Raw genomic sequence first — 20012 nt, forward strand, 5'->3', positions numbered from 1 at the left:
CCTAAGAAACATGTGTAACAGATGCGTTAATTGCACTTTTTGTAACCATCAATGCTCCGGCGGCCCTCCATCGGCGCCACATCGTTGCCGTCGGCGGGCTGATTTCAGAGTCCCGGTCGCGCCTTGCGCAGCACAAGTCCGGGCAAAGACCGCCCGAAGCAATGGGTCGGATTCGGTTTGTGTTTATATATTGACCAACCGTTCGGTTAATGCAATGTTTTAGTTGCAGCGAGAACAGGTGAAACCGAATGAGCGATACGCTTCTTGTAGAAGATCACGGGAACTGGGTCGAAATCACTCTGAATCGTCCCGACAAGCTGAACGCCTTCAATGACGAGATGCACCTCGCTTTGCGCGAAGCGCTAGAGTCTGCACGCGACACCAAGGCGCGTGCCGTTTTGCTGACGGGTGAAGGGCTCGGCTTCTGCGCCGGACAGGATCTCGGTGATCGCGACCCATCCAAGTTGGACGGGCCGCCGGATCTTGGTGAAACCGTGCGCGCTTTCTATGCGCCTCTGGTGCGTCTGATCCGGTCGCTGAATTTCCCGGTTATCTGCGCCGTGAACGGCGTCGCTGCGGGCGCAGGAGCAAACCTTGCCCTGGCGTGCGACATGGTCCTGGCCGCAGATAGCGCAAAGTTCATTCAGAGTTTCGCCAAAGTCGGACTGATCCCCGATACCGGCGGTAGCTGGCACCTGCCCCGCCTTCTGGGCGAGGCGCGTGCCAAGGGTCTTGCATTGACCGCCCAGCCATTGCCCGCAAAGCAGGCTGAAGAGTGGGGCCTGATCTGGAAGGCGTTGCCGGACGATCAACTGATGGTAGAAGCGCGCAAGCTCGCCGCAGAATTTGCCAATGGCCCCACCCTTGGATTGGGCCTTACAAAGCAATGCATTCAGATGGCTGCTACCACCTCGCTGTCGGATCAATTGGATGTCGAAGCCGAGGCAATGAAAACCTGTGGCGAAAGCGCGGATTATGCCGAAGGCGTGAGCAGCTTTCTCGAAAAGCGCGCGCCTGTGTTTCAGGGGAAATGAACATGACACCCAAGGAACGTGCCACGCGATCGGCGGCAGCGATGTGGGCAAACGACGAAGCCAGCAAATGGTTCGGGATGGAAATTGTCGAGGTGGATGAAGGCCGCGCCACTCTGGCGCTGACGGTCGCGGCGCATCACTGCAATGGCCACGGCATCTGCCACGGTGGCATCACCCACGCGCTGGCCGACAGTGCATTCGCCTTTGCCTGCAACAGCCGTAATGTGTCGACCGTCGGTCAGCATACGGTGATGAGCTATCTCGCCCCCGGCCATAAGGGGGATCGTCTGACCGCCACCGCGACCGAGGTCAATCTGGCCGGGCGCAGCGGCATCTATGACGTTCGAATAATCAATCAGGACAACACACTGATCGCTGAATTTCGCGGAATGTCGCGTGCAACCGGCGGTCAGAACTTTGCAGAATAACCGCGCGCCCGGAGGAACACCGCGATGGAAGATCTGAGCCCAAAGAAATCCGACCTGGATCCAATCGAGATTGCTTCGATCGATGAAATCCGCGCAACACAGCTTGAGCGTTTGAAATGGTCCCTTCGTCATGCCTATGAAAATGTCGCGATGTACAGGCAGCGCTTTGACGAGGCGGGTGTCCATCCCGACGATCTGAAGCAGCTATCAGACCTTTCGAGATTTCCCTTCACCTACAAGAACGACTTGCGCGACCATTACCCATTCGGGATGTTTGCCGTCCCGCGAAGCGAAATTATCCGTCTGCATGCCTCGTCCGGCACAACCGGTAAACCCACGGTCGTGGGATATACCCGGACCGATATCGAAAACTGGGCAGATCTTGGCGCGCGATCGCTTAGGGCCGCTGGGCTGCGCAAAGGGGATCTGATCCACAACGCCTATGGTTATGGCCTCTTCACCGGCGGGTTGGGCGCACATTACGGCATCGAACGCCTGGGCGCGACCGTTGTGCCGATGTCGGGCGGACAAACGGAAAAGCAGGTTGGTCTGATCACCGACTTTCAGCCCGACGGGATCATGGTCACACCGTCCTATATGCTCAATATCCTCGAACAGTTTCACAAGGTGGGACACGACCCGCGAGAAAGCTCGCTCAAGGTTGGCGTCTTCGGCGCCGAACCCTGGACCGACGCGATGCGCCGCGAGGTCGAAGCCGCCTTTGATATGCACGCGGTTGATATCTACGGCCTGTCCGAGATCATGGGTCCCGGCGTCGCCAATGAATGCGTTGAAACCAAAGATGGACCGGTCATCTGGGAGGACCATTTTCTGCCGGAAATCATCGACCCCGCAACCGGAGAAATCCTGCCCGATGGCGAAACCGGCGAACTGGTATTCACGACCCTGACCAAAGAAGGTTTGCCGATGGTGCGCTATAGAACGCGCGACCTGACACGGCTTATGCCGGGAACGGCGCGATCGATGCGCCGGATGGCTAAAATCACCGGTCGCAGCGACGACATGATGATCCTGCGCGGTGTCAACGTGTTCCCCAGCCAGATCGAAGAACAGGTCATGGCGACAGGTGGCCTTGCGCCTTACTACCAGATCGAGCTGTACAAGGCCGGTCGGATGGACGCGATGCGGGTCTATGTCGAAGCAAAGCCAGATGCGGCTGATGAGCTGTCCCAAACAGCCGCCGCGCGCATGCTGACCAAGCGGATAAAGGACGTCGTTGGCGTGTCCACAGAAATTATAGTAGGTGACCCAGGCACCGTCGAACGCTCGCAAGGCAAGGCGAAGCGAATAGTAGACAACCGTGATAAGGAATAAACCTTGGCCCGAACAATCGCCAAAGACCACGATCAAAAGCGGAAACAAATCCTGAAAACAGCCGCCAAGGTGTTTGCCGGTCAGGGGTTTGACCGCGCCTCGATGACCCTTCTGGCGAAAGAATGCGGGATATCGAAGGCCAACATATACCACTATTACGACAGTAAGGATGCCATTCTATACGACATCCTCGATACCTATCTGCGCGAGCTTCGCGACCGGATTTGCAATGTCGACGTCGAAGGGCTTACACCGGAACAAAAGATGCAAAAAGTGGTTCGGGAAATTCTGCTTGCCTATCAGGGCGCGGATGACGAACACCGCGTTCAGATCAGCGGCATGACCGCCCTGACCGCCGAACAGCAGAAGCATCTGCGCGGCTATCAGATTGAGCTGGTGAACTTTGTCCGAGACATCCTAAGCGACCTTTCGCCTGAAACCTTCGATGGCGACAAGGACAAGCTGCGGGCCGCGACAATGTCGGTCTTTGGCATGTTGAACTGGTACTATATGTGGAACACCGGTGCCGGGCCCGAGGCCCGCGAAGACTATGCCGACCTGGTCAGCACCTTGACGATGCACGGGGTTCGAAAGCTGTAGATCTTTCTCTTGTCGATGCGGGCTACCGGAGCAGACAAAATTTGCCTGGTCGGAACCGACAGTTTACTCAGGTCAGTCGGTGTCAGACACCCTGCCCTTTTCAACAATGCCCTCGGCGACCCAGGCGTCAAATTTCTCCAGAACAGCCTCGGCAAAGCCGGTGTCATTGATATGCGCCGCCACTTCGGTTGTCGGCGTGGCTCGGGGCAGCACCTTACGGACTTCATCTATCATGGCAGCACGCGCTTCGGGGTCATGGGCGTCGCCGCCGACCCGGTCCCATTCCTCGATGCCCTCCAATGGAAGGAAGAAATGGGTCGGCCCCGTGGCAGCCGAAAGTCGGCTTGCAATTTCCCGAACCGTTTCGCGCCGTTCTTGCGCGTTGAAGACCGCGCTTTTGATCAGACGGTTATGCTCGTGGAACGGGCGGTCGGCGTATCGCTCGGGGGTCTCCTGCCAACCGGCGAAATCCAGCAGGTCCAACGCGCCCGGAGCCACCATCTGTGGCACGGCCGCATGCCCGGCATTGGTCAAACGATCCTGCCCCGAGGACACCAGCGAACCGGCCAGCATATTGGCGAATTCCTGCATGCAGAAATCCATCACGCAACAGAACGCACCTTCGCGCGCAAGTTTCTCGAATGCCATGCCGCCCATGCCGGTCGAATGGAACACGGCCACTTCGTAGCCTCGGGATTCCAGCGCGGGCTTCAACGTTTTCATGTAGCGCAGGCAGGACGACCCCAACGACGTCATGCCAATCATTGGCCTGTCGCGCCGGGGAAACTGAACCGCTCGGGTAGCGCCCAGGACGGCACCGGCCGCCTGGCTCAATGAGGACCGGCAAACCGAGTTCATGCCATAAAGCCCCCCCGCCCAGAGGATCATCTGGATATCCGGGGCCAACCGGTGTGGCGGGATTAATGGCGAGAAGCTGACGGTCGAAACGATATATTTCGGCACCCCCATTGGAAGGGCCTGCGCGCAGTCCAACGCCAGATCGGTGCCCATGGTGCCGCCGGTGGCGAGCATCCCGTCAAAGCGACCTTCGGCATAGGCCTGCGCCACCACATTCGCGGCACCCTGCGACATGACGCGAAACGCCTTGTTTTCATCCCCGAGCGCGATCACCTGGTCGATGGACATACCGCCAGCGGCTGCAACATCGTGTTTCGAGATATCCGTTGGCATTGTCGGGTCGCCAAGAACCGAGACGTCCATCGTGACAACATCGCCACCCTGCGCCCGGATGCACTCTTCGATAAAGCGCATCTCGGGGTCCTTGGTGTCGTAGGTTCCGATCAGCAAAATCGTCTTGTCGCCCACGGGGTTCTCCTCTGTTCATAGGATCGATTTACAGCTGGATCCAGGCTGTTTTCAGATCGAAGTATTTCTCCATCGCGTGAAGCGATTTGTCGTGACCATTGCCGGACTGTTTGACACCACCCAACGGTACCGTGCCATCGGCACCACCATAGGTGTTCACGTGCACAACACCCGCACGGATGCCCGCGACCATGCGATGCGCCCGGCTGAGATTCGCGGTCCAGACACCGGCGGCCAACCCATAGACACTATCGTTGGCAAGGCGCAGCGCCTCGTCTTCGTCGCTGAAAGGTGTTACCGCCAGAACCGGGCCAAACACCTCGTTACGGAACAGGTTGTCTGAGGGCCGGACCCCGTCCATCACAGTAGGCGCCATGTAGTAGCCTCCGGTTTCGGTCAGGATGCGATCGCCACCGGTGCGACGTTCCGCGCCTTCGGCTTCGGCCTTGGCAACGAAGTTCAGGTTGCTTTCCAGTTCGGGCATCGAATGCACTGCACCGATCTGATTGCCAAGATCCAGCGGATCGCCAACGCGAAAGGCTTTCGCGTATTTGACGATCTCGGTGACGAACTCTTCATGAATGTCCCGCTGCACCAGCAAGCGCGAACCCGCGACGCAGATCTGGCCGGAATTGCGGAATATCCCCGCCGCCGATACCTGCGCCGCCTGCGCCAGATCGGGGGCATCGTTGAAGACGATGTTGGGGGACTTGCCACCCAATTCCAGATAGCAGCGTTTCAGGTTGGACCGCGCCGAATATTCCAACAGCCGTCGCCCCGTCGCGCCTGAGCCGGTGAAGACCAGAACATCCACATCCATCGACAACGCCAGTGTCTCGCCGACGACACTGCCCTTGCCGGTGACAACGTTCAGAACGCCATCAGGCAAACCGGCCTCATGCGCCAGTTCAACAAGCCGCAATAGGGTCAGCGAGGCCGTTTCCGCCGGCTTAAGAACCAGAGAATTGCCCGCTGCCAACGCTGGTGCGATTTTCCACGCGCCGATCATCATCGGCATGTTCCAGGGTACAATCGCCCCGACTACGCCAACGGGCGCGTGATGCACAAGCCCCAGAACGTTTTCGTCTGTCGGCGCGATCTGGCCGTAAATCTTGTCGATTGCCTCGGCATAGTATCGGAAGGTACCCGCTGCCGACATTGGCTCGGCCTTGATGGCCATATTGATCTCGGTGCCATTGTCGCGCACCCCCAGAACTGCCAGTTCCAGCGCGTGCTTCTCGATCAGCTCCGCCAGTCTTAGCAGTACCTTTTTGCGCGCTGCGGGCGCCTGACGCGACCAGCGTCCATCCTCAAAGGCGGTGCGGGCCGCGGCAATTGCCCTCTCCATATCTGCCGGAGTGCCTCCCGCAATCCGGCACAGTACACGGCCGTCGATTGGTGAGATGACCTCCAACTGCCCACCTTCAGCGGCCTCGGCGTGTTTCCCGTCGATCAGAAGTGAGCGGTCCGTCACTGGGAGGTGGCGCAACGCATCGATGGCTGATTGATCCATTGTTCACTTATCCCTGCTGGTTCGGATGGTCAGAGTCCACGGGCGGCATATTCGGCTCAGGTTTCAGTTTGTTCTGGAATTCGGCGTACAGCGTACGGAAGTGCAGGATCAGGATCAGCACGATCAGAGCAAACAAGATGGCCGCGATGGGTCGGTCAATGAAATCGAGCGGCGTTTTCACCCGCGCCATGGCGCTGCGCAGTTTGGTTTCCATTATCCCGCCCAGCACCATGCCCAGAATGATTGGCACAATCGGTAGGTCCAGCCGTTTGAGGATCAGGCCAAACACCCCGAACCCGGCCGCGATGGCGCAATCGGTGATCGAGTTGCGCAAGCTGTAGACTCCGACAAAGGCCAGGATCAGGATCATCACGCCAAGAAAACGCGTCGGTATCTGAATGATCTTGAGCAGCAGGTTCGTCGAAAACAGCAAGAACACCAGCACGATCACGTTAAGAAGGATCAACGCCATATACAGCGCCATGACGAAATCCATCTGGTTTTCGAACAGCTGCGGACCGGGGATCACGTTGTGAACATAAAACACTGACAGCATCATCGCCGTAAGCGCCTCGCCCGGGATGCCCAAAGCCAGAAGGGGGATCATCGCAGCGCCGGGCACGGCATTGTTCGCGGCCTCAGAGGCCACCAAACCTTCGGGCGAACCGTCCCCGAATTTCTCGGGGGCCTTGGACGTCTTTTGCGCGTAGGTATAGGACAGAAATTGCGAGGTGAACTCACCTGTCCCCGGCACCATCCCCATAAAAACGCCGATGCTTGAGGATACAGTCGCGACGCGCTTCAGGCCCAGAAGCTCTTTCAACCCGGCAAAGATGTTTCCGCTGACATGGGTATCGCCCGGCGCGTGGTTCTTTTCCAAGAGCAGCAGAAACGCCTGACTGATCGCAAACAGACCCAGAACGACAACAATAAGATCAACGCCCGAGGCAAGCCAGCTTTGCTCGAAGGTGAATCGCCGAGTGTATTTCACCGGCTCAAGCCCGACGGTGTTCAGGAAGATGCCAAATGCGGCCAGCATCCCGGCGGCAAAGATTTGCCCCCGATGCGCCAGTACAACCAGAACAATGCCCAAAAGCGCGGCCAAAAAGATCTCGCGACTGCCGAAATGCGGTGCGACAAGCGCCAGAACCGGTGACAAGACCATCAGGCAGAGGATTGCGAAAACGCCTCCGAAGAACGAGGCCGAATAGGCCAGCGACAGCGCCCGGTGCCCCTGTCCACGTTTCGTCATCGGAAACCCGTCATAGGTGGTCAGTGCATTGACCGCTGTGCCGGGCGTGTTGATCAAAATTGCGGGAATGGCCCCGCCATACATGGACGAACCGTAGATGCCCAACAACAGGGTCAGTCCAACGATAGGTTCAAAGGCAAAGGTGGCGGGCAGCAGGATGGCGATGGCGACAGCCGCGCCGACCCCAGGCAAAGCGCCGATAATGACACCGCCAATGGACCCGATCAGCAGCGCGACGATGACCTGCCACTGCAACAGGATCGAGATGCCGGAAGCAAGCGTTTCCATAGTGGCCCCTTACAGATAGGTCAGCGCAAAAGCGCGCACGGAGTCAGGAAGATACTCGTAGACCGCGCCAGCCGGTATTTTGACCTGCAGAAAAGCGCGGAACACGATGGTGACCACAAAGCCGAACAACGCGGCTACGCCAACGGCGCGGGCGCCGCGAAACCCGGTACGAAGGGTCAGGAAGATCGCGAACAAAACGGTTGACGGCAGGTAGCCCAGTTGTGGAACCAGCAGCACATAGATCAGGAAGTAGAGGACATATTCGAAAGACCTCAGCCAGAACCCGACCTCGGCCCAGCGACCCTCAATCCGGGGCGACATCGCCGAGCTAAGCCAATGCAGGAGAGCGAACGCAACCATGCACCAGACCGCAATCGTGGGCCACAATGACGGCTGCGAAAACCACTTGGTCCGCTTTACGACCTCGGTCTGCGTGCCCAGTTGGGACAACAGGAAGACCGAGAATGCCAGAAACAGCACCGCAAACACGACATCACCCGGTCGGCGATATCTTTTGAACATGTCCTGAAGCGTCTTTGCGATCATTGTTCCCTTCCCAACCTAGAGAATGGGCGCGAGACTGTGTCCCGCGCCTGTCTGAGTCTTACTCGCCCAGTATCTCTTCGATTTTCGCGAATGAGGCTTTGTCCTGCTCAATCTGCGCGTTGGATGCATCCGGGTCTTGCCAATAGATCAGCGCCCCGGTTTCTGCCGCCAGTTCCTTGGCCTTGTCAGATTGCAGCGCCTTTTGCGCGGCAGCCGAGATCTTTTCGCGCGCGTCGGCTGGCGTGTCCTTGTGGACGAACAGACCGTTCCACAAGGCCAGGGGCAGATCCGGGTTAAGCTCGACAACCGTTGGTGTGTCCGGCACCAGCGAAATCCGCTCGCCACCGATGCTGGCCAGGACGTTCACCTGATCCAGACATGGAAGCACCAGCTGAAGCGTGGTGTTGATCACGTCCACATCGCCCGATGCCAATGTGTTGCAATCCAACGCATCGAACGCTGCCTCGCTGGCAAAGTCGAAGCCGCTGCCGACAGCTGCCGCAAAGGTCACCTGTGTGGGCGGCAGCACCGACCCGAAATGCCCAAGCGCCACGTCGTTATCCTTGCCGTATTCCGCCAGCTCTTGCCAGCTTGAGAAAGGCGCGTCCTTGCTTGATGCGATCACGAAAGGGTAGGTCAGGAAGATCCCGATCGGGTCGAACGGATTTGGGTTTAGCTCGGGAATGCCAATCTCGGGCCCGATCACCGGCACGCCAATCACAAAGGACCCGATGGTGTAGCCGTCCGCCGGGGCCGTGGCCACCTCGACAGCGCCCGGGAACGGGCCGCCGCCGCCGCCAGGCTTGTTCACCACGGCCGCCGGAACGCCGTACATCGCCTGGAACTCATCCGCAATCATCCGGGTCAGAACATCTTCCAGATCACCCGGAGGCCATGGAACCACAAAGGAAACCGGCTTTTCTGGATATTCGGCCAAGGCTGCGGTTGCAGAGGCTGCCATCACCGCGGCTGCGAGAAACTTCTTCATTTACACCTCCCAGTGTTTGGTTCATTATTTGAACCGTGTTAGCGAATTTAATATTGCTTTGTTAATTTTATTCTGTCAAGTATTAGGTAACCCAAGGAGAGCCCGAGGATGGGAACCGCGCTTAACGCTCTGAAAATGTTAGAATACTTTTCGAACTCACGGCCAGAAATCGGACTGAGTCAGCTTTCGCGCCTGTCCGGAGCGAACAAGGCGACGACGCTCAGACATCTCCGAGCATTGGAAGAATTCGGCCTCATCGAACAAAATCCGATGTCCAAATCCTATATGATCGGACCTGCCGCGCTGCGGCTGGCGGCGCTGCGCGAGATTGCAAAGCCCGGCCTCGAAGGTGCGCGCGCGCAGATGCGTGCAGCGATGCAAGAGGTCGGCGAAAGCCTGCACCTGTCCCTGCTTGAGAAAGGCGCATTGAAAACGGCGCTGGTGGTTGAGGCGACACAACATAGCGTTCGGGTAAGTCTGGACCCGACCGAGGTTCTTCCGATCAATGCAACGGCATCGGGGCTGTGTTTGCTGGCCTTTGGACCGGAGTCACTGTCCCAGCAACTTAACCAGGGCAATTTGCAGAGCTATACCGAAACCACACTGACCGAACCCATGCAAATTCAGGACCGGGTCGAATACATCCATCAGAAGGGCTGGTCCACCAGCGAAGGCACCTACGAAACCGGCGTCCACGGTTTTGCCGCGCCGGTCTTCGGCATTGACCGCATTGCCCTTGGCACAGTGTCGTTCGCCGTCCCCGCAATCCGCGCGACGTCAGAACTATTGCCTGCGATTCTGGCCTCGCTCCACACCCTCTCGCACACACTGACAGCAAATTTCGGCGGTCAGTTGCCCGAGAGCTTTCCAACCGAATTTCTGCCCTGACCAAACGGCGGCCAAACCCCGGAGATACGTAAAAATGAAAGACTCCAACTTTCTGAAGGAAAACAACGCCCGTCATTTCTGGCACCCGATGGCGCACCCCGCTGACAGTCAGCAGAACCCGCCGACAATCCTGACAGGCGGCGACGGGGTCAGCATTGTCGACATTGATGGACACAGGGCACTCGATGCTGTTGGGGGGTTGTGGAACGTCAACTTGGGCTATTCCTGCGACCCCGTGAAACAGGCCATTGCCGATCAACTGAACGCCCTGCCCTATTACTCGACCTTTCGCGGGACCAGCAACGACAAGGCGATCGAGCTGTCCTATGAGCTGGCTCAGTTCTTTGCCCCCGATGGGCTGACACGTGCGTTCTTCACATCAGGCGGCTCTGACTCGGTCGAAGTAGCGCTCAAACTGGCACGTCAGTATCACAAGATCCGGGGCGAGGCCGGGCGCACCAAATTCATCAGCCTGAAACAAGGTTACCACGGGACGCATTTTGCGGCGGCTTCCGTCAACGGAAACCAAAAGTTCCGCGCGATTTACGAACCGATGATGCCGGGCTGCTTTCATGTTCCCGCCCCCTGGACCTATCGCAATCCGTTCGACGAGACCGACCCCGCGCGCCTGGCACAGCTCTGCGTCAAAGCGTTGGAGGCCGAGATCGCGTTTCAGGGTGCCAACACCGTCGCCGCCTTTATCATGGAGCCGGTCCTGGGCGCAGGCGGGGTGATTCCGCCGCACAAGAGCTTTATGCCGATGGTGCGCGAAGTCTGCTCGAAACACGGCGTGCTGCTGATCTCGGACGAAATCATCACTGCGTTTGGCAGAACCGGCAGCGAAAGCGGCGCGCGCCATTGGGGCGTGCAGCCTGATATAATGGCCACGGCCAAAGCCATAACAAATGGCTATTTCCCGTTTGGTGCGGCGATGATATCCGGCTCGATCGCCGAAGTGTTCGAGAGCGACACAACCGGCAAGGCAAGCGTCGATCAGGGCTATACCTATTCCGGCCATCCTGTAGGGGCGGCGGCCGCGCTGGCGGCACTATCGGAAATCAACCGTCTTCGGGTTTGGGAAAACGCTGCGGTCCGTGGCGATGAACTTTTTGCTGGGCTAAAGATACTGGCCGACAAACACGACGCGATCGGAGATGTGCGCGGGGGCGAGGGCCTGATGTGTGCGCTCGAGCTGGTCTCGGATCGTGCGACGAAGGCACCCATCGCCAAACACCTTCCGTTGCAGGTTCAGAAAGCGGCCTATGAAGACGGCGTGATGGTACGTGTGTCGGGCAACAACATCATCCTGTCGCCGCCGCTTGTCGTCACCTCGGACGATGTCGCCAAGATACTGTCAGCGCTGGATACCGGACTGGCGAGTCTATAATTGCGGTAGAGACCCCGTCCTTGCCGGCGGGGTCAGACTTTCACCGACTGCAATTCTTCCAGAAGATCCAACAATTGCCTCAGCTTCTCCGGACCCATCTGCGCCTCGATGCTGTGATAGATTTCCCGCGAGGTATTCATGTTTTCCTCCAGAATCCTGCGGCCCTCTTCGGTGATACTGACCTGCGTGCATCGCTTGTCATTGCTATCCTGGCGGCGACTGATCTGGCCTTCGGCCTCCATGGTGCGCAGAATCCGGGTCAAGCTGGGCAAAAGCAGGCAGGCTTCTTTGGCGATCGTGCTTTGTTCAACCTCCCCCAATTCGTCCAGAACCCGCAGGATGCGCCATTTCTGCTCTGTCAGGTGAATGCCGTTCAGCATGTCCCGGATTGGGGCCATGACAGTCTCGCGTGCGCGCAGCAGCGCAATGGGCAGCGAACGCGTTGTACTTCTTGTTTGGCTTTCGATCTTCATGTCGCTTTGTAAAACGCCGGTCAGGGGATTGCAAAGATTAACAAGGCAAGGACTTGACAGTTGCACTCCATTTTACTAAACATGTTTACTAATTGGAGGAGAGCTGATGCCTCATTTTCACGTCGAGTATTCCGGCAATCTGGAAGACGAGATCGACATGGGTGGCCTATGCGAATGCATTCGGGCAACTGCGGCTGGGATCGACACCTTTCCACTGCCGGGCATACGTGTGCGGGCAACGCGGGTCGATCACTTTGCAATTGCGGATGGCAATCCGGCCCACGGATTCATCGATATATCGATCCGCCTGCGCGGCGGTCGGCCAGACGACATCAAGCAGGACGCCACGACGCGCATTTTTGATGCGGTCAAAACGTATCTGGCGTCTGCCTTCTTGCAGCATTCGATCGCGCTCTCGCTTGAGATGCGCGATATCGACCCTCATTTTTCGCCAAAGACCGGCACAATCCGGGATCATTTGGCCGCGACCACTCAGGAGACCTGAAGCATGAGCGCACTGGATACAAATATCGAAAAACTCGACAGATTTCTGGCCCGTTTCAAGGAAACCGGTATCCGGAACCGAATTGCGGGTCAGGACCGAAGCGGCGCGGCCGGTGTGTTTCAAACAACCTCACCCGTCGACAAGTCGGTGATCTGTGACGTCGCACACGGCACCGCCGAGGACATTGACGCAGCCGCCAAAGCCGCCCATGCGGCATTCGCCGAATGGCGCGATATGCCTGCCTCAGAACGCCGCCGTATTCTGTTGAACGTCTCCGATGCCATTGAGGCCCGCGCCGAAGAAATCGCACTGTGCGAATGTTGGGACACTGGCCAGACCATGAGGTTCATGTCCAAGGCCGCGCTACGCGGGGCCGAGAATTTCCGCTATTTCGCCGATCAGGTAATACTGGCCCGCGACGGCCAACATCTGAAATCGCCCACTCTGATGAATATCACGACACGCGTGCCGATTGGCCCGGTTGGCGTGATCACGCCGTGGAACACCCCCTTTATGCTGTCGACCTGGAAAATCGCACCTGCTCTGGCCGCCGGTTGCACCGTGGTCCACAAGCCTGCCGAAGATTCACCGCTGTCTGCCCGTTTGCTGGTGGAAATCGCCGAAGAGGCCGGATTGCCCAAAGGCGTGCTGAACACGGTCAATGGCTTTGGACCGGATGCAGGCAAAGCCCTGACGGAACACCCGTTGATCAAGGCCATCGCCTTTGTCGGTGAAAGCCGCACCGGCGCCATCATCACAAAACAGGGGGCCGATACGCTCAAGCGGATGCATCTGGAATTGGGCGGCAAGAACCCGGTCATCGTGTTTGACGACGCCGATCTGGACCGCGCGCTGGACGCGGTGATCTTCATGATCTATTCGATCAATGGTGAGCGCTGCACCTCATCCTCGCGCCTGCTGATCCAGGAATCGATCAAGGATGAATTCGAGGCCAGATTGATCGAGCGCGTGAACAACATCAAAGTTGGCCACCCTCTGGACCCAGCAACTGAAATCGGCCCACTTGTAACCGAAGAGCACTATAACAAGGTTACCAGCTATTTTGACATCGCCAAAGAGGACGGCGCAACCGTGGCAGCCGGCGGTGTAAAGGTCGGTGATCAGGGGTATTTTGTGCGACCGACCCTGTTTACCAACGCCAACAACCAGATGCGCATCGCGCGCGAGGAAATCTTTGGCCCGGTGCTGACAGCCATTCCATTCTCGTCCGAGGACGAGGCGTTGGCGGTCGCCAACGACACCCCATACGGCCTGACCGGTTATGTCTGGACCAACGATCTGACCCGCGCCCTGCGCTTTACCGACAAGCTCGAAGCCGGGATGATCTGGGTGAATTCCGAGAATGTCCGCCACCTGCCAACCCCCTTTGGCGGGGTCAAGGCATCGGGCATTGGTCGCGACGGCGGCGACTGGTCATTCGAATTCTACATGGAACAGAAACATATTGGCTTTGCCACGGGCCAGCACAAGATTATGCAACTGGGCAAGTAAACCGTACTTCGTGGCGTCCCGCCGGGGTGCAACACAACAAGTTGGAATAGGATACGCGCATAAACACATGGTCTAAAATCCACGTTCGGGTTGGACCAATCGATGTTCGAACTCTCGCCTCTGCCAGGGCGATCGATCGTCACCTTTCATAAGGAGGAACTGCCATGGGAAAGATTGTACAGGCCGCGAAGATCACACATGTGCCAAGCATCTGGATGTCCCACACAATGCCGAAATACAAAGGCATCCGGCAATCTGCAATTGACGGCTACGCCCGGCTGCGCCAGGACGCAATCGACCGCAACGTCGATACGTTCATCATCTTCGACACTCACTGGATTACCAATCAGGGCTTTCACCTGAACACGAAAGAGCACCACAAAGGCCGCTTCATCAGCCATGAACTGCCACATATGCTGGCGGATATGGAGTTCGACTATCGCGGCGACCACGCGTTGGGGGAAACAATCCTCGACGTTCTGCGCGAGCGCGGCGAACGCGCGCTGGGCCATTCGCATCCGGACATGGGAATGGAGTACGGCACGCTGTTGCCGATGTATTTCATCAATGAAGGCGTCAATGCCCGAGTGCTGCCGGTGGCCGTCAATCAGTTCTCATCGATCGCCGAAAACCGCGTTTGGGGCGAAGCCATCGCAGAAGGCATCCGCCGTTCGGACCGGAATGTCTCTGTTCTGGCGTCGGGCTCTCTGAGCCACGATTTTACGCCAAACGAACGGTCCGTCGACGGGCTGAACGCGGTCAATGGAGAGTTCAACCGGCAGATGGACCTGCGGGTGCTGGAGCTGTGGGAACAGGGCCGGTTCGAGGAGTTTCTCGAGCTTTTGCCGGACTATGCCAAAAAATGCACCGGCGAATGCGCCATGAACGACACTGCGCTGTTGTTCGGCGCGCTTGGATGGGGCAGCTACAAGGGTGAGATCGACATTTACACCCCGTACTTTGGCAGTTCGGGCACGGGACAGGCCAACATCAGCTTTTCGGTCTAAGAGACAGGCACCGGGACCACTCGGCAATCAAGGGCGCAGCAATAATGAATTGGGACGAGTTTTCACATTGGGGCCAGCACATTTCCAGATGGGCTGCGGAGTATCACACCTCACTGCCGGACCGGCCCGTTCGCGCACAGACTGCACCGGGTGAAATTGCGCGACAACTGGAACCTGCACCACCAGAAACCGGTCAGCCGATGGAGGCCATCTTGACCGATTTCGAACAGATCGTGATGCCGGGCATGACCCATTGGCAGCATCCGCGTTTCTTTGCCTATTTCTCCGCCAACGCCGCACCGCCTTCGATGCTGGCCGAACAGCTGGTGACGGCAATTGCTGCGCAATGCATGTTGTGGCAGACCTCGCCCGCAGCTACCGAAGTTGAAACCGTCATGGTCGACTGGCTGCGCCAGGCACTTGGCCTTCCGGATGGCATCACCGGGGTCATTCAGGACAGCGCATCATCCGCGACTTTGTCGGCCGTATTGACCATGCGGGAACGCGCCACCGGTTACTCGAGCAATCGCGACGGAATGTACGCCAAAGGCGCGCTGCGTATCTACTGTTCAGCCCAGGTACATTCGTCGGTTGATCGGGCGTGTTGGGTTTCGGGGATCGGCCAAAACAATCTGGTCAAGCTCCCAAGCAAAGGCCCGACATTTGCTGTCGACCCATCCGCATTGGAGGCCGCAATTCAGGCAGATATCGCCGCCGGGCATATTCCGGCTGGCATCATTGCGACCACCGGAGCGACCGGGGTCGGCGCCTGTGACGACCTTAACGCTGTCGCCGATATTGCGCAGAGTTACGATCTTTATTCCCATCTAGATGCCGCCTGGGCCGGGTCAGCCATGATCTGCCCGGAGTTTCGGGAAGTATTCTGGTCCGGTGCAGAAAGGTATGACAGCATCGTTTTCAATCCGCATAAGTGGTTGGGCGCGCAATTCGACTGCGCCATCCAGTTCCTCAAGGACCCCACACCGCAGTTGAACACGCTGAAAATCGAACCGGAATACCTCAAGACCACCGGAGCGGACGTTACCAATTACTCAGAATGGACCATCCCTCTGGGCCGCCGGTTCCGGGCGTTGAAGATCTGGTTCCTTCTGCGGTCCTACGGTTTGGAAGGGTTGCGCACGCGTATTCGGAACCATGTGGCTTGGGCGCAGGAATTGGCCGACATTATTGGGGCGATGGATGGGTTTGAAATCACCACTGGCCCGATCCTGAGCCTGTTTTCCTTCCGCTGCCCAGGTGATGACGACATGCAGCAACGACTGGTGGACGCGTTGAATGACGATGGCCGGATCTATCTGACCCAAGGCCTGTTTGAAGGCCGCAAGATCATCCGTTTTCAAGTTGGGCAATTTGACACCACGCGCGAGCACGTCTTGATGGCTGCTGACGCGATCCGCGACGTCTGGGAGACTCTCACGTGAATTTTGCGACCTACACCGCCAAAGGCGAGACCTTTTTTGGGGCTATTACCGACGACGGGGCGATTGCGCTGAACGATGCCTTCCCCGATCATGCCAGCCTGTATGAAGTGATTGCCGCCGGAAGCTTCGATCAATTGAGTCTGGCGGCCGAGGGTAGATCGGTAACACACACCGATTTCAACTTTGAAATGGTTCTGCCCGATGCCCGCCGGATCATCTGCGTGGGGGTAAACTTTCCCGATCGAAATGCGGAATACAAAGATGGCAGCGATCAGCCAGAATACATGTCACTCTTTCCACGTTTCGCAAGCGGCTTCACCGGGCACGACCTGCCATTGATCCGACCGCCGGAAAGCCCCCAGTTGGACTATGAAGGCGAGGTCGCAATCGTCATTGGCAAATCGGGCCGCCGCATTGCCCAGGCCGATGCCTATGACCACATCGCCGCGTTGACGTTGTGCAATGAAGGGACGATCCGCGACTGGGTTCGCCATGCCAAGTTCAACGTTACGCCGGGAAAGAACTGGGACCGCTCGGGTTCAATCGGCCCTTGGCTGGTTCCGTTCACCGATGCGGCGCAACTGGACGAGGCTCGCATTCAGACCCGAGTGAACGGCGAATTGCGCCAGGACGACACGTTGGATCGCATGATGTTCCCGATCCGGCGCGAGATCGAATATATTTCGACTTTCATGACCTTGCAGCCGGGCGACATCATTGTCACCGGAACCCCCACCGGCGCAGGCGCGCGGTTCGATCCTCCGAAATACCTGATCCCCGGCGACGTGGTCGAAGTTTCGGTCGACGGCATCGGCACGCTCCGCAACACCATCGAGGACGAACAGGTATGACGCCCGAGGATCACGCCCGCGCTGCTGCCGATCTGCTGCGGGCCGAGACCATGCGCGCGCAGATCGGATTGCTGACGCGACGCCATCCCGAAATGGGTATGGATGACGCCTATGAGGTGCAGAACGCCATCTATCGCCAGAAACTGGCCGAGGGACGTAAGGTGATCGGCTGGAAGATCGGGCTGACCTCAAAGGCGATGCAATATGCATTGAACATCGACATCCCCGACAGCGGTATTCTGTTCGACAACATGGTCTTTGAGCACGGCAGTACCGTTCCCGCAAATCGCTTCATTCAACCGCGGATCGAGGCCGAGATTGCCTTTGTCATGAAGTCGGCTATCGGCGGTGACAACGTCACGCGAGACGATATCATTGCAGCCACCGACTTTGTCGCGCCCTCAATCGAAATCCTCGACACCCGCATCCAAAGGATCGACCCTGAGACCGGGCAGGCGCGCACAGTCTATGACACCATCAGCGACAACGCCGCGAATGCGGGTGTCGTTCTGGGCCGGGAACGCCACGCCGTCGACGCCTTCGATCTGCGCTGGGTCGGCGCGCTGACCTTCCGCAATAACGAGATTGAGGAAACCGGATTGGGTGCGGGCGTGCTGAACGATCCGGTCGAAAGCGTCGTCTGGCTGGCCCGCCGCATGGCCCAATACGGCCAACGTATCGAACCCGGTCAGCTGATATTGTCGGGCAGTTTCATCCGCCCCGTCGAATGCCCGTCGGGCACAAAAATTCATGCCGATTTTGGTCCGTTCGGATCGGTCGACATCAACTTTGCCTGAAGGAGCATCCTGATGCCTGCGCCAAATAACAGTTTCAAAGCAGCGCTTGCCGCGGGTCGCCCTCAGATCGGGTGCTGGATCGCGATGGGTGACGCCTACGCCGCCGAGGTCGCCGCCACCGCACAGTTCGACTGGTTGCTGGTTGACGGCGAACATGCCCCCAACGACCTGCGCTCGATCCTGGAGCAAGTAAGGGTGATCGAAGCGTCTGGCAGTCACCCGGTCGCACGTCTGCCAATCGGCGAGACCTGGATGATCAAACAATACCTGGACGCCGGCGTTCAGAGTATTCTGGTGCCGATGGTCGAAAGCGGCGATCACGCGCGCGAATTGGTCCGGGCGGTGCAATATCCGCCGCATGGCGTTCGCGGCGTCGGATCGTCCCTGGCCCGCGCCTCGCAATTTGCCGCTATTCCCGACTATCTGAAAACGGCAGATGATCAGGTCTGCCTGTTGGTGCAGGTGGAAAATCGCGCCGGTCTTGCGGCGCTGGATGATATTTTGACCACCGATGTGGACGGTGTCTTTGTCGGCCCCGCCGATCTGGCCGCCGATATGGGGCATCTCGGCAATGCCGCCCATCCCGAAGTTGTCGACGCGGTTACGGACTCCCTGACCCGCATTGTGGCAGCAGGCAAGGCTGCGGGTATCCTGACACTGGACCCTGTGATGCAGCGCCAATGTCTGGATTTGGGTGTCACATTTCTGGCGACTGACATCGATATTACCTTGTTTGCCAATTCGATACGTCAGGCCGCCGAAACCGCCCTGACCCTGTTGCCGGATCAAAGCGTGACAGGCATCGCCCAGACCGAAGCCGCCAGCAGATACCTGCAACAGCTGTGCAAACATTGGTCGCACAAGGCCGAAGTTTCATTTGATGCTGATCACGGTAGTGTTGCCTTTCCCGAAGGGAACCGGGTCAAGCTCTCGGCGACGAACGAAAGCTTGTCGATCCTGGCCGAAACTGGACCGCGTGGCGATCTGGCGCGTTGGCAGCAGGTGATCGAGGCGCATCTGGTTCGATTTGCCTTCCGCGAAGACTTCAAGATCGATTGGGCCGATTGATCTGCCATGATGCTGGCTTGACGTGAGCGCGATGTCTGATCCCATCTACGCCATTGGGGATATCCACGGTCAGCACGAGATGCTGCTCGAAGCATTGGCGCGCATTGAAGCTGACGGCGGCACCGATGCCAGAATCGTCTTTCTGGGCGACTACACGGATCGGGGGCCGGACAGCTCCGCTGTGTTGGACCTGTTGCTGCAGGGTCAACGCCAAGGGCGTGACTGGATCTTTCTGCGGGGCAATCACGATCAGATGTGCGCGATGTTCCTTGAAGACTACCCGCGCAATGATGCCAGGTTACTGCTTGGCTATCACTGGTTGCATCCCCGCATTGGCGGGATTGAGACATTGAAATCCTACGGGGTCGAAGTGGCAGATGGTGATCGAACCTATCAGGTACACACCCGCGCCAAGGCCGCCGTTCCGCAAGCCCACATCGACTTTCTACGCCAGCTTCAGCCCTATCATCTTGAGAACGACATGCTGTTCGTTCACGCGGGTATTCAACCCGGGGTACCGTTGAGCCAGCAGGATCCCGACGACATGATCTGGATCCGCGAGGCGTTTCTCGACTACCGGGCCGCTCATCCTTGGCTGGTGGTGCATGGGCACACGCCTGTGCGCAGGCCGGAACATCACGGAAACCGGATCAATCTCGACACCGGCGCAGGCTATGGTCATGCATTGACCGTCGCTGTTTTCGATGGACCCAAATGTTGGGTTCTGGGGGCGGACGGACGCAGCCCAGTCTTGGCCTAATGCAATCGCAAA

Annotated in this window: 20 protein-coding genes; 14 read left to right on the top strand and 6 right to left on the bottom strand. The window is 58.2% G+C overall.

Features of this window, described 5'->3' with window-relative positions; all coding sequences use genetic code 11:
* Window positions 1-248 precede the first annotated feature (248 nt).
* Genes paaG through ACR0JA_RS20450 form a run of 4 tightly spaced genes read left to right on the top strand, consistent with a single transcriptional unit; the run spans window position 249 to window position 3397 of the window.
* Window positions 249-1034 carry a 2-(1,2-epoxy-1,2-dihydrophenyl)acetyl-CoA isomerase PaaG gene (paaG, locus tag ACR0JA_RS20435; RefSeq protein WP_480579062.1) on the top strand — a complete coding sequence of 262 codons (786 nt, stop codon included), beginning with the start codon at window positions 249-251 and terminating at the stop codon, window positions 1032-1034.
* A gap of 2 nt (window positions 1035-1036) precedes the next feature.
* Window positions 1037-1462, top strand: a complete 426-nt coding sequence (gene paaI / locus ACR0JA_RS20440; RefSeq protein WP_480579065.1) for a hydroxyphenylacetyl-CoA thioesterase PaaI — start codon at window positions 1037-1039, stop codon at window positions 1460-1462.
* A 24-nt stretch (window positions 1463-1486) separates the two neighbouring features.
* Complete coding sequence (gene paaK / locus ACR0JA_RS20445; protein ID WP_480579068.1) at window positions 1487-2797, top strand: phenylacetate--CoA ligase PaaK; 1311 nt, start codon at window positions 1487-1489, stop codon at window positions 2795-2797.
* Window positions 2798-2800: 3 nt separating this feature from the next.
* Window positions 2801-3397 carry a TetR/AcrR family transcriptional regulator gene (locus ACR0JA_RS20450; protein ID WP_480579071.1) on the top strand — a complete coding sequence of 199 codons (597 nt, stop codon included), beginning with the start codon at window positions 2801-2803 and terminating at the stop codon, window positions 3395-3397.
* A 72-nt stretch (window positions 3398-3469) separates the two neighbouring features.
* Here ACR0JA_RS20450 and ACR0JA_RS20455 read toward each other — a convergent pair whose 3' ends face one another.
* Genes ACR0JA_RS20455 through ACR0JA_RS20475 form a run of 5 tightly spaced genes read right to left on the bottom strand, consistent with a single transcriptional unit; the run spans window position 3470 to window position 9310 of the window.
* A complete protein-coding gene (locus tag ACR0JA_RS20455) occupies window positions 3470-4723 on the bottom strand; it encodes a Tm-1-like ATP-binding domain-containing protein (RefSeq protein ID WP_480579074.1) in 1254 nt (417 codons plus the stop codon).
* A gap of 28 nt (window positions 4724-4751) precedes the next feature.
* The gene (locus ACR0JA_RS20460; protein WP_480579077.1) at window positions 4752-6236 is read right to left on the bottom strand and encodes an aldehyde dehydrogenase; all 1485 of its coding nucleotides are present in this window, start codon (window positions 6234-6236) and stop codon (window positions 4752-4754) included.
* Between the two features lie 7 nt (window positions 6237-6243).
* A complete protein-coding gene (locus ACR0JA_RS20465) occupies window positions 6244-7776 on the bottom strand; it encodes a tripartite tricarboxylate transporter permease (protein WP_480579080.1) in 1533 nt (510 codons plus the stop codon).
* A gap of 9 nt (window positions 7777-7785) precedes the next feature.
* The gene (locus ACR0JA_RS20470) at window positions 7786-8322 is read right to left on the bottom strand and encodes a tripartite tricarboxylate transporter TctB family protein (protein WP_480579083.1); all 537 of its coding nucleotides are present in this window, start codon (window positions 8320-8322) and stop codon (window positions 7786-7788) included.
* Window positions 8323-8380: 58 nt separating this feature from the next.
* Window positions 8381-9310, bottom strand: a complete 930-nt coding sequence (locus ACR0JA_RS20475; RefSeq protein ID WP_480579086.1) for a tripartite tricarboxylate transporter substrate binding protein — start codon at window positions 9308-9310, stop codon at window positions 8381-8383.
* 108 nt (window positions 9311-9418) lie between these two features.
* On the opposite strand from ACR0JA_RS20475, the gene ACR0JA_RS20480 reads away from it, so the two are divergent.
* Both ACR0JA_RS20480 and ACR0JA_RS20485 read left to right on the top strand, forming a co-directional pair.
* On the top strand, window positions 9419-10198 hold the full coding sequence (locus ACR0JA_RS20480; protein ID WP_480579089.1) for an IclR family transcriptional regulator: 780 nt from the start codon (window positions 9419-9421) through the stop codon (window positions 10196-10198).
* A gap of 34 nt (window positions 10199-10232) precedes the next feature.
* Entirely contained in the window at window positions 10233-11585 is a 1353-nt protein-coding gene (locus ACR0JA_RS20485) for an aminotransferase class III-fold pyridoxal phosphate-dependent enzyme (RefSeq protein WP_480579092.1), read from the top strand.
* A gap of 32 nt (window positions 11586-11617) precedes the next feature.
* On the opposite strand, the gene hpaR is transcribed toward ACR0JA_RS20485, so the two are convergent.
* Window positions 11618-12058, bottom strand: a complete 441-nt coding sequence (gene hpaR, locus ACR0JA_RS20490; protein ID WP_480579095.1) for a homoprotocatechuate degradation operon regulator HpaR — start codon at window positions 12056-12058, stop codon at window positions 11618-11620.
* Window positions 12059-12164: 106 nt separating this feature from the next.
* Here hpaR and ACR0JA_RS20495 point away from each other — a divergent pair, with 106 nt between their 5' ends.
* The 8 genes from ACR0JA_RS20495 to ACR0JA_RS20530 all read left to right on the top strand — a co-directional run bounded on the left by ACR0JA_RS20495 (window position 12165) and on the right by ACR0JA_RS20530 (window position 20000).
* Window positions 12165-12563, top strand: coding sequence for a 5-carboxymethyl-2-hydroxymuconate Delta-isomerase (locus ACR0JA_RS20495; protein WP_480579098.1), 399 nt, complete (start codon window positions 12165-12167; stop codon window positions 12561-12563).
* Between the two features lie 3 nt (window positions 12564-12566).
* Window positions 12567-14075, top strand: coding sequence for a 5-carboxymethyl-2-hydroxymuconate semialdehyde dehydrogenase (gene hpaE, locus ACR0JA_RS20500; RefSeq protein ID WP_480579100.1), 1509 nt, complete (start codon window positions 12567-12569; stop codon window positions 14073-14075).
* 164 nt (window positions 14076-14239) lie between these two features.
* Window positions 14240-15082, top strand: coding sequence for a 3,4-dihydroxyphenylacetate 2,3-dioxygenase (hpaD, locus tag ACR0JA_RS20505; protein ID WP_480579103.1), 843 nt, complete (start codon window positions 14240-14242; stop codon window positions 15080-15082).
* A 44-nt stretch (window positions 15083-15126) separates the two neighbouring features.
* Window positions 15127-16524, top strand: coding sequence for a pyridoxal phosphate-dependent decarboxylase family protein (locus ACR0JA_RS20510; RefSeq protein ID WP_480579106.1), 1398 nt, complete (start codon window positions 15127-15129; stop codon window positions 16522-16524).
* Window positions 16521-17375: a fumarylacetoacetate hydrolase family protein gene (locus ACR0JA_RS20515; protein WP_480579109.1), complete on the top strand. Its 855-nt coding sequence runs from the start codon at window positions 16521-16523 to the stop codon at window positions 17373-17375. The genes ACR0JA_RS20510 and ACR0JA_RS20515 overlap by 4 nt, the downstream gene beginning before the upstream one ends.
* Window positions 17372-18172 (top strand): 2-oxo-hept-4-ene-1,7-dioate hydratase, encoded by an 801-nt coding sequence (gene hpaH, locus ACR0JA_RS20520; protein ID WP_480579112.1) that lies wholly within the window; start codon window positions 17372-17374, stop codon window positions 18170-18172. Before ACR0JA_RS20515 ends, hpaH begins: the two co-directional genes overlap by 4 nt.
* A 12-nt stretch (window positions 18173-18184) precedes the next feature.
* On the top strand, window positions 18185-19240 hold the full coding sequence (locus ACR0JA_RS20525) for an aldolase/citrate lyase family protein (RefSeq protein ID WP_480579115.1): 1056 nt from the start codon (window positions 18185-18187) through the stop codon (window positions 19238-19240).
* A 31-nt stretch (window positions 19241-19271) separates the two neighbouring features.
* Window positions 19272-20000, top strand: a complete 729-nt coding sequence (locus ACR0JA_RS20530; protein ID WP_480579118.1) for a metallophosphoesterase family protein — start codon at window positions 19272-19274, stop codon at window positions 19998-20000.
* Window positions 20001-20012 lie beyond the last annotated feature (12 nt).

The sequence above is a fragment of the Ruegeria sp. AM4 genome (genome assembly GCF_056540665.1).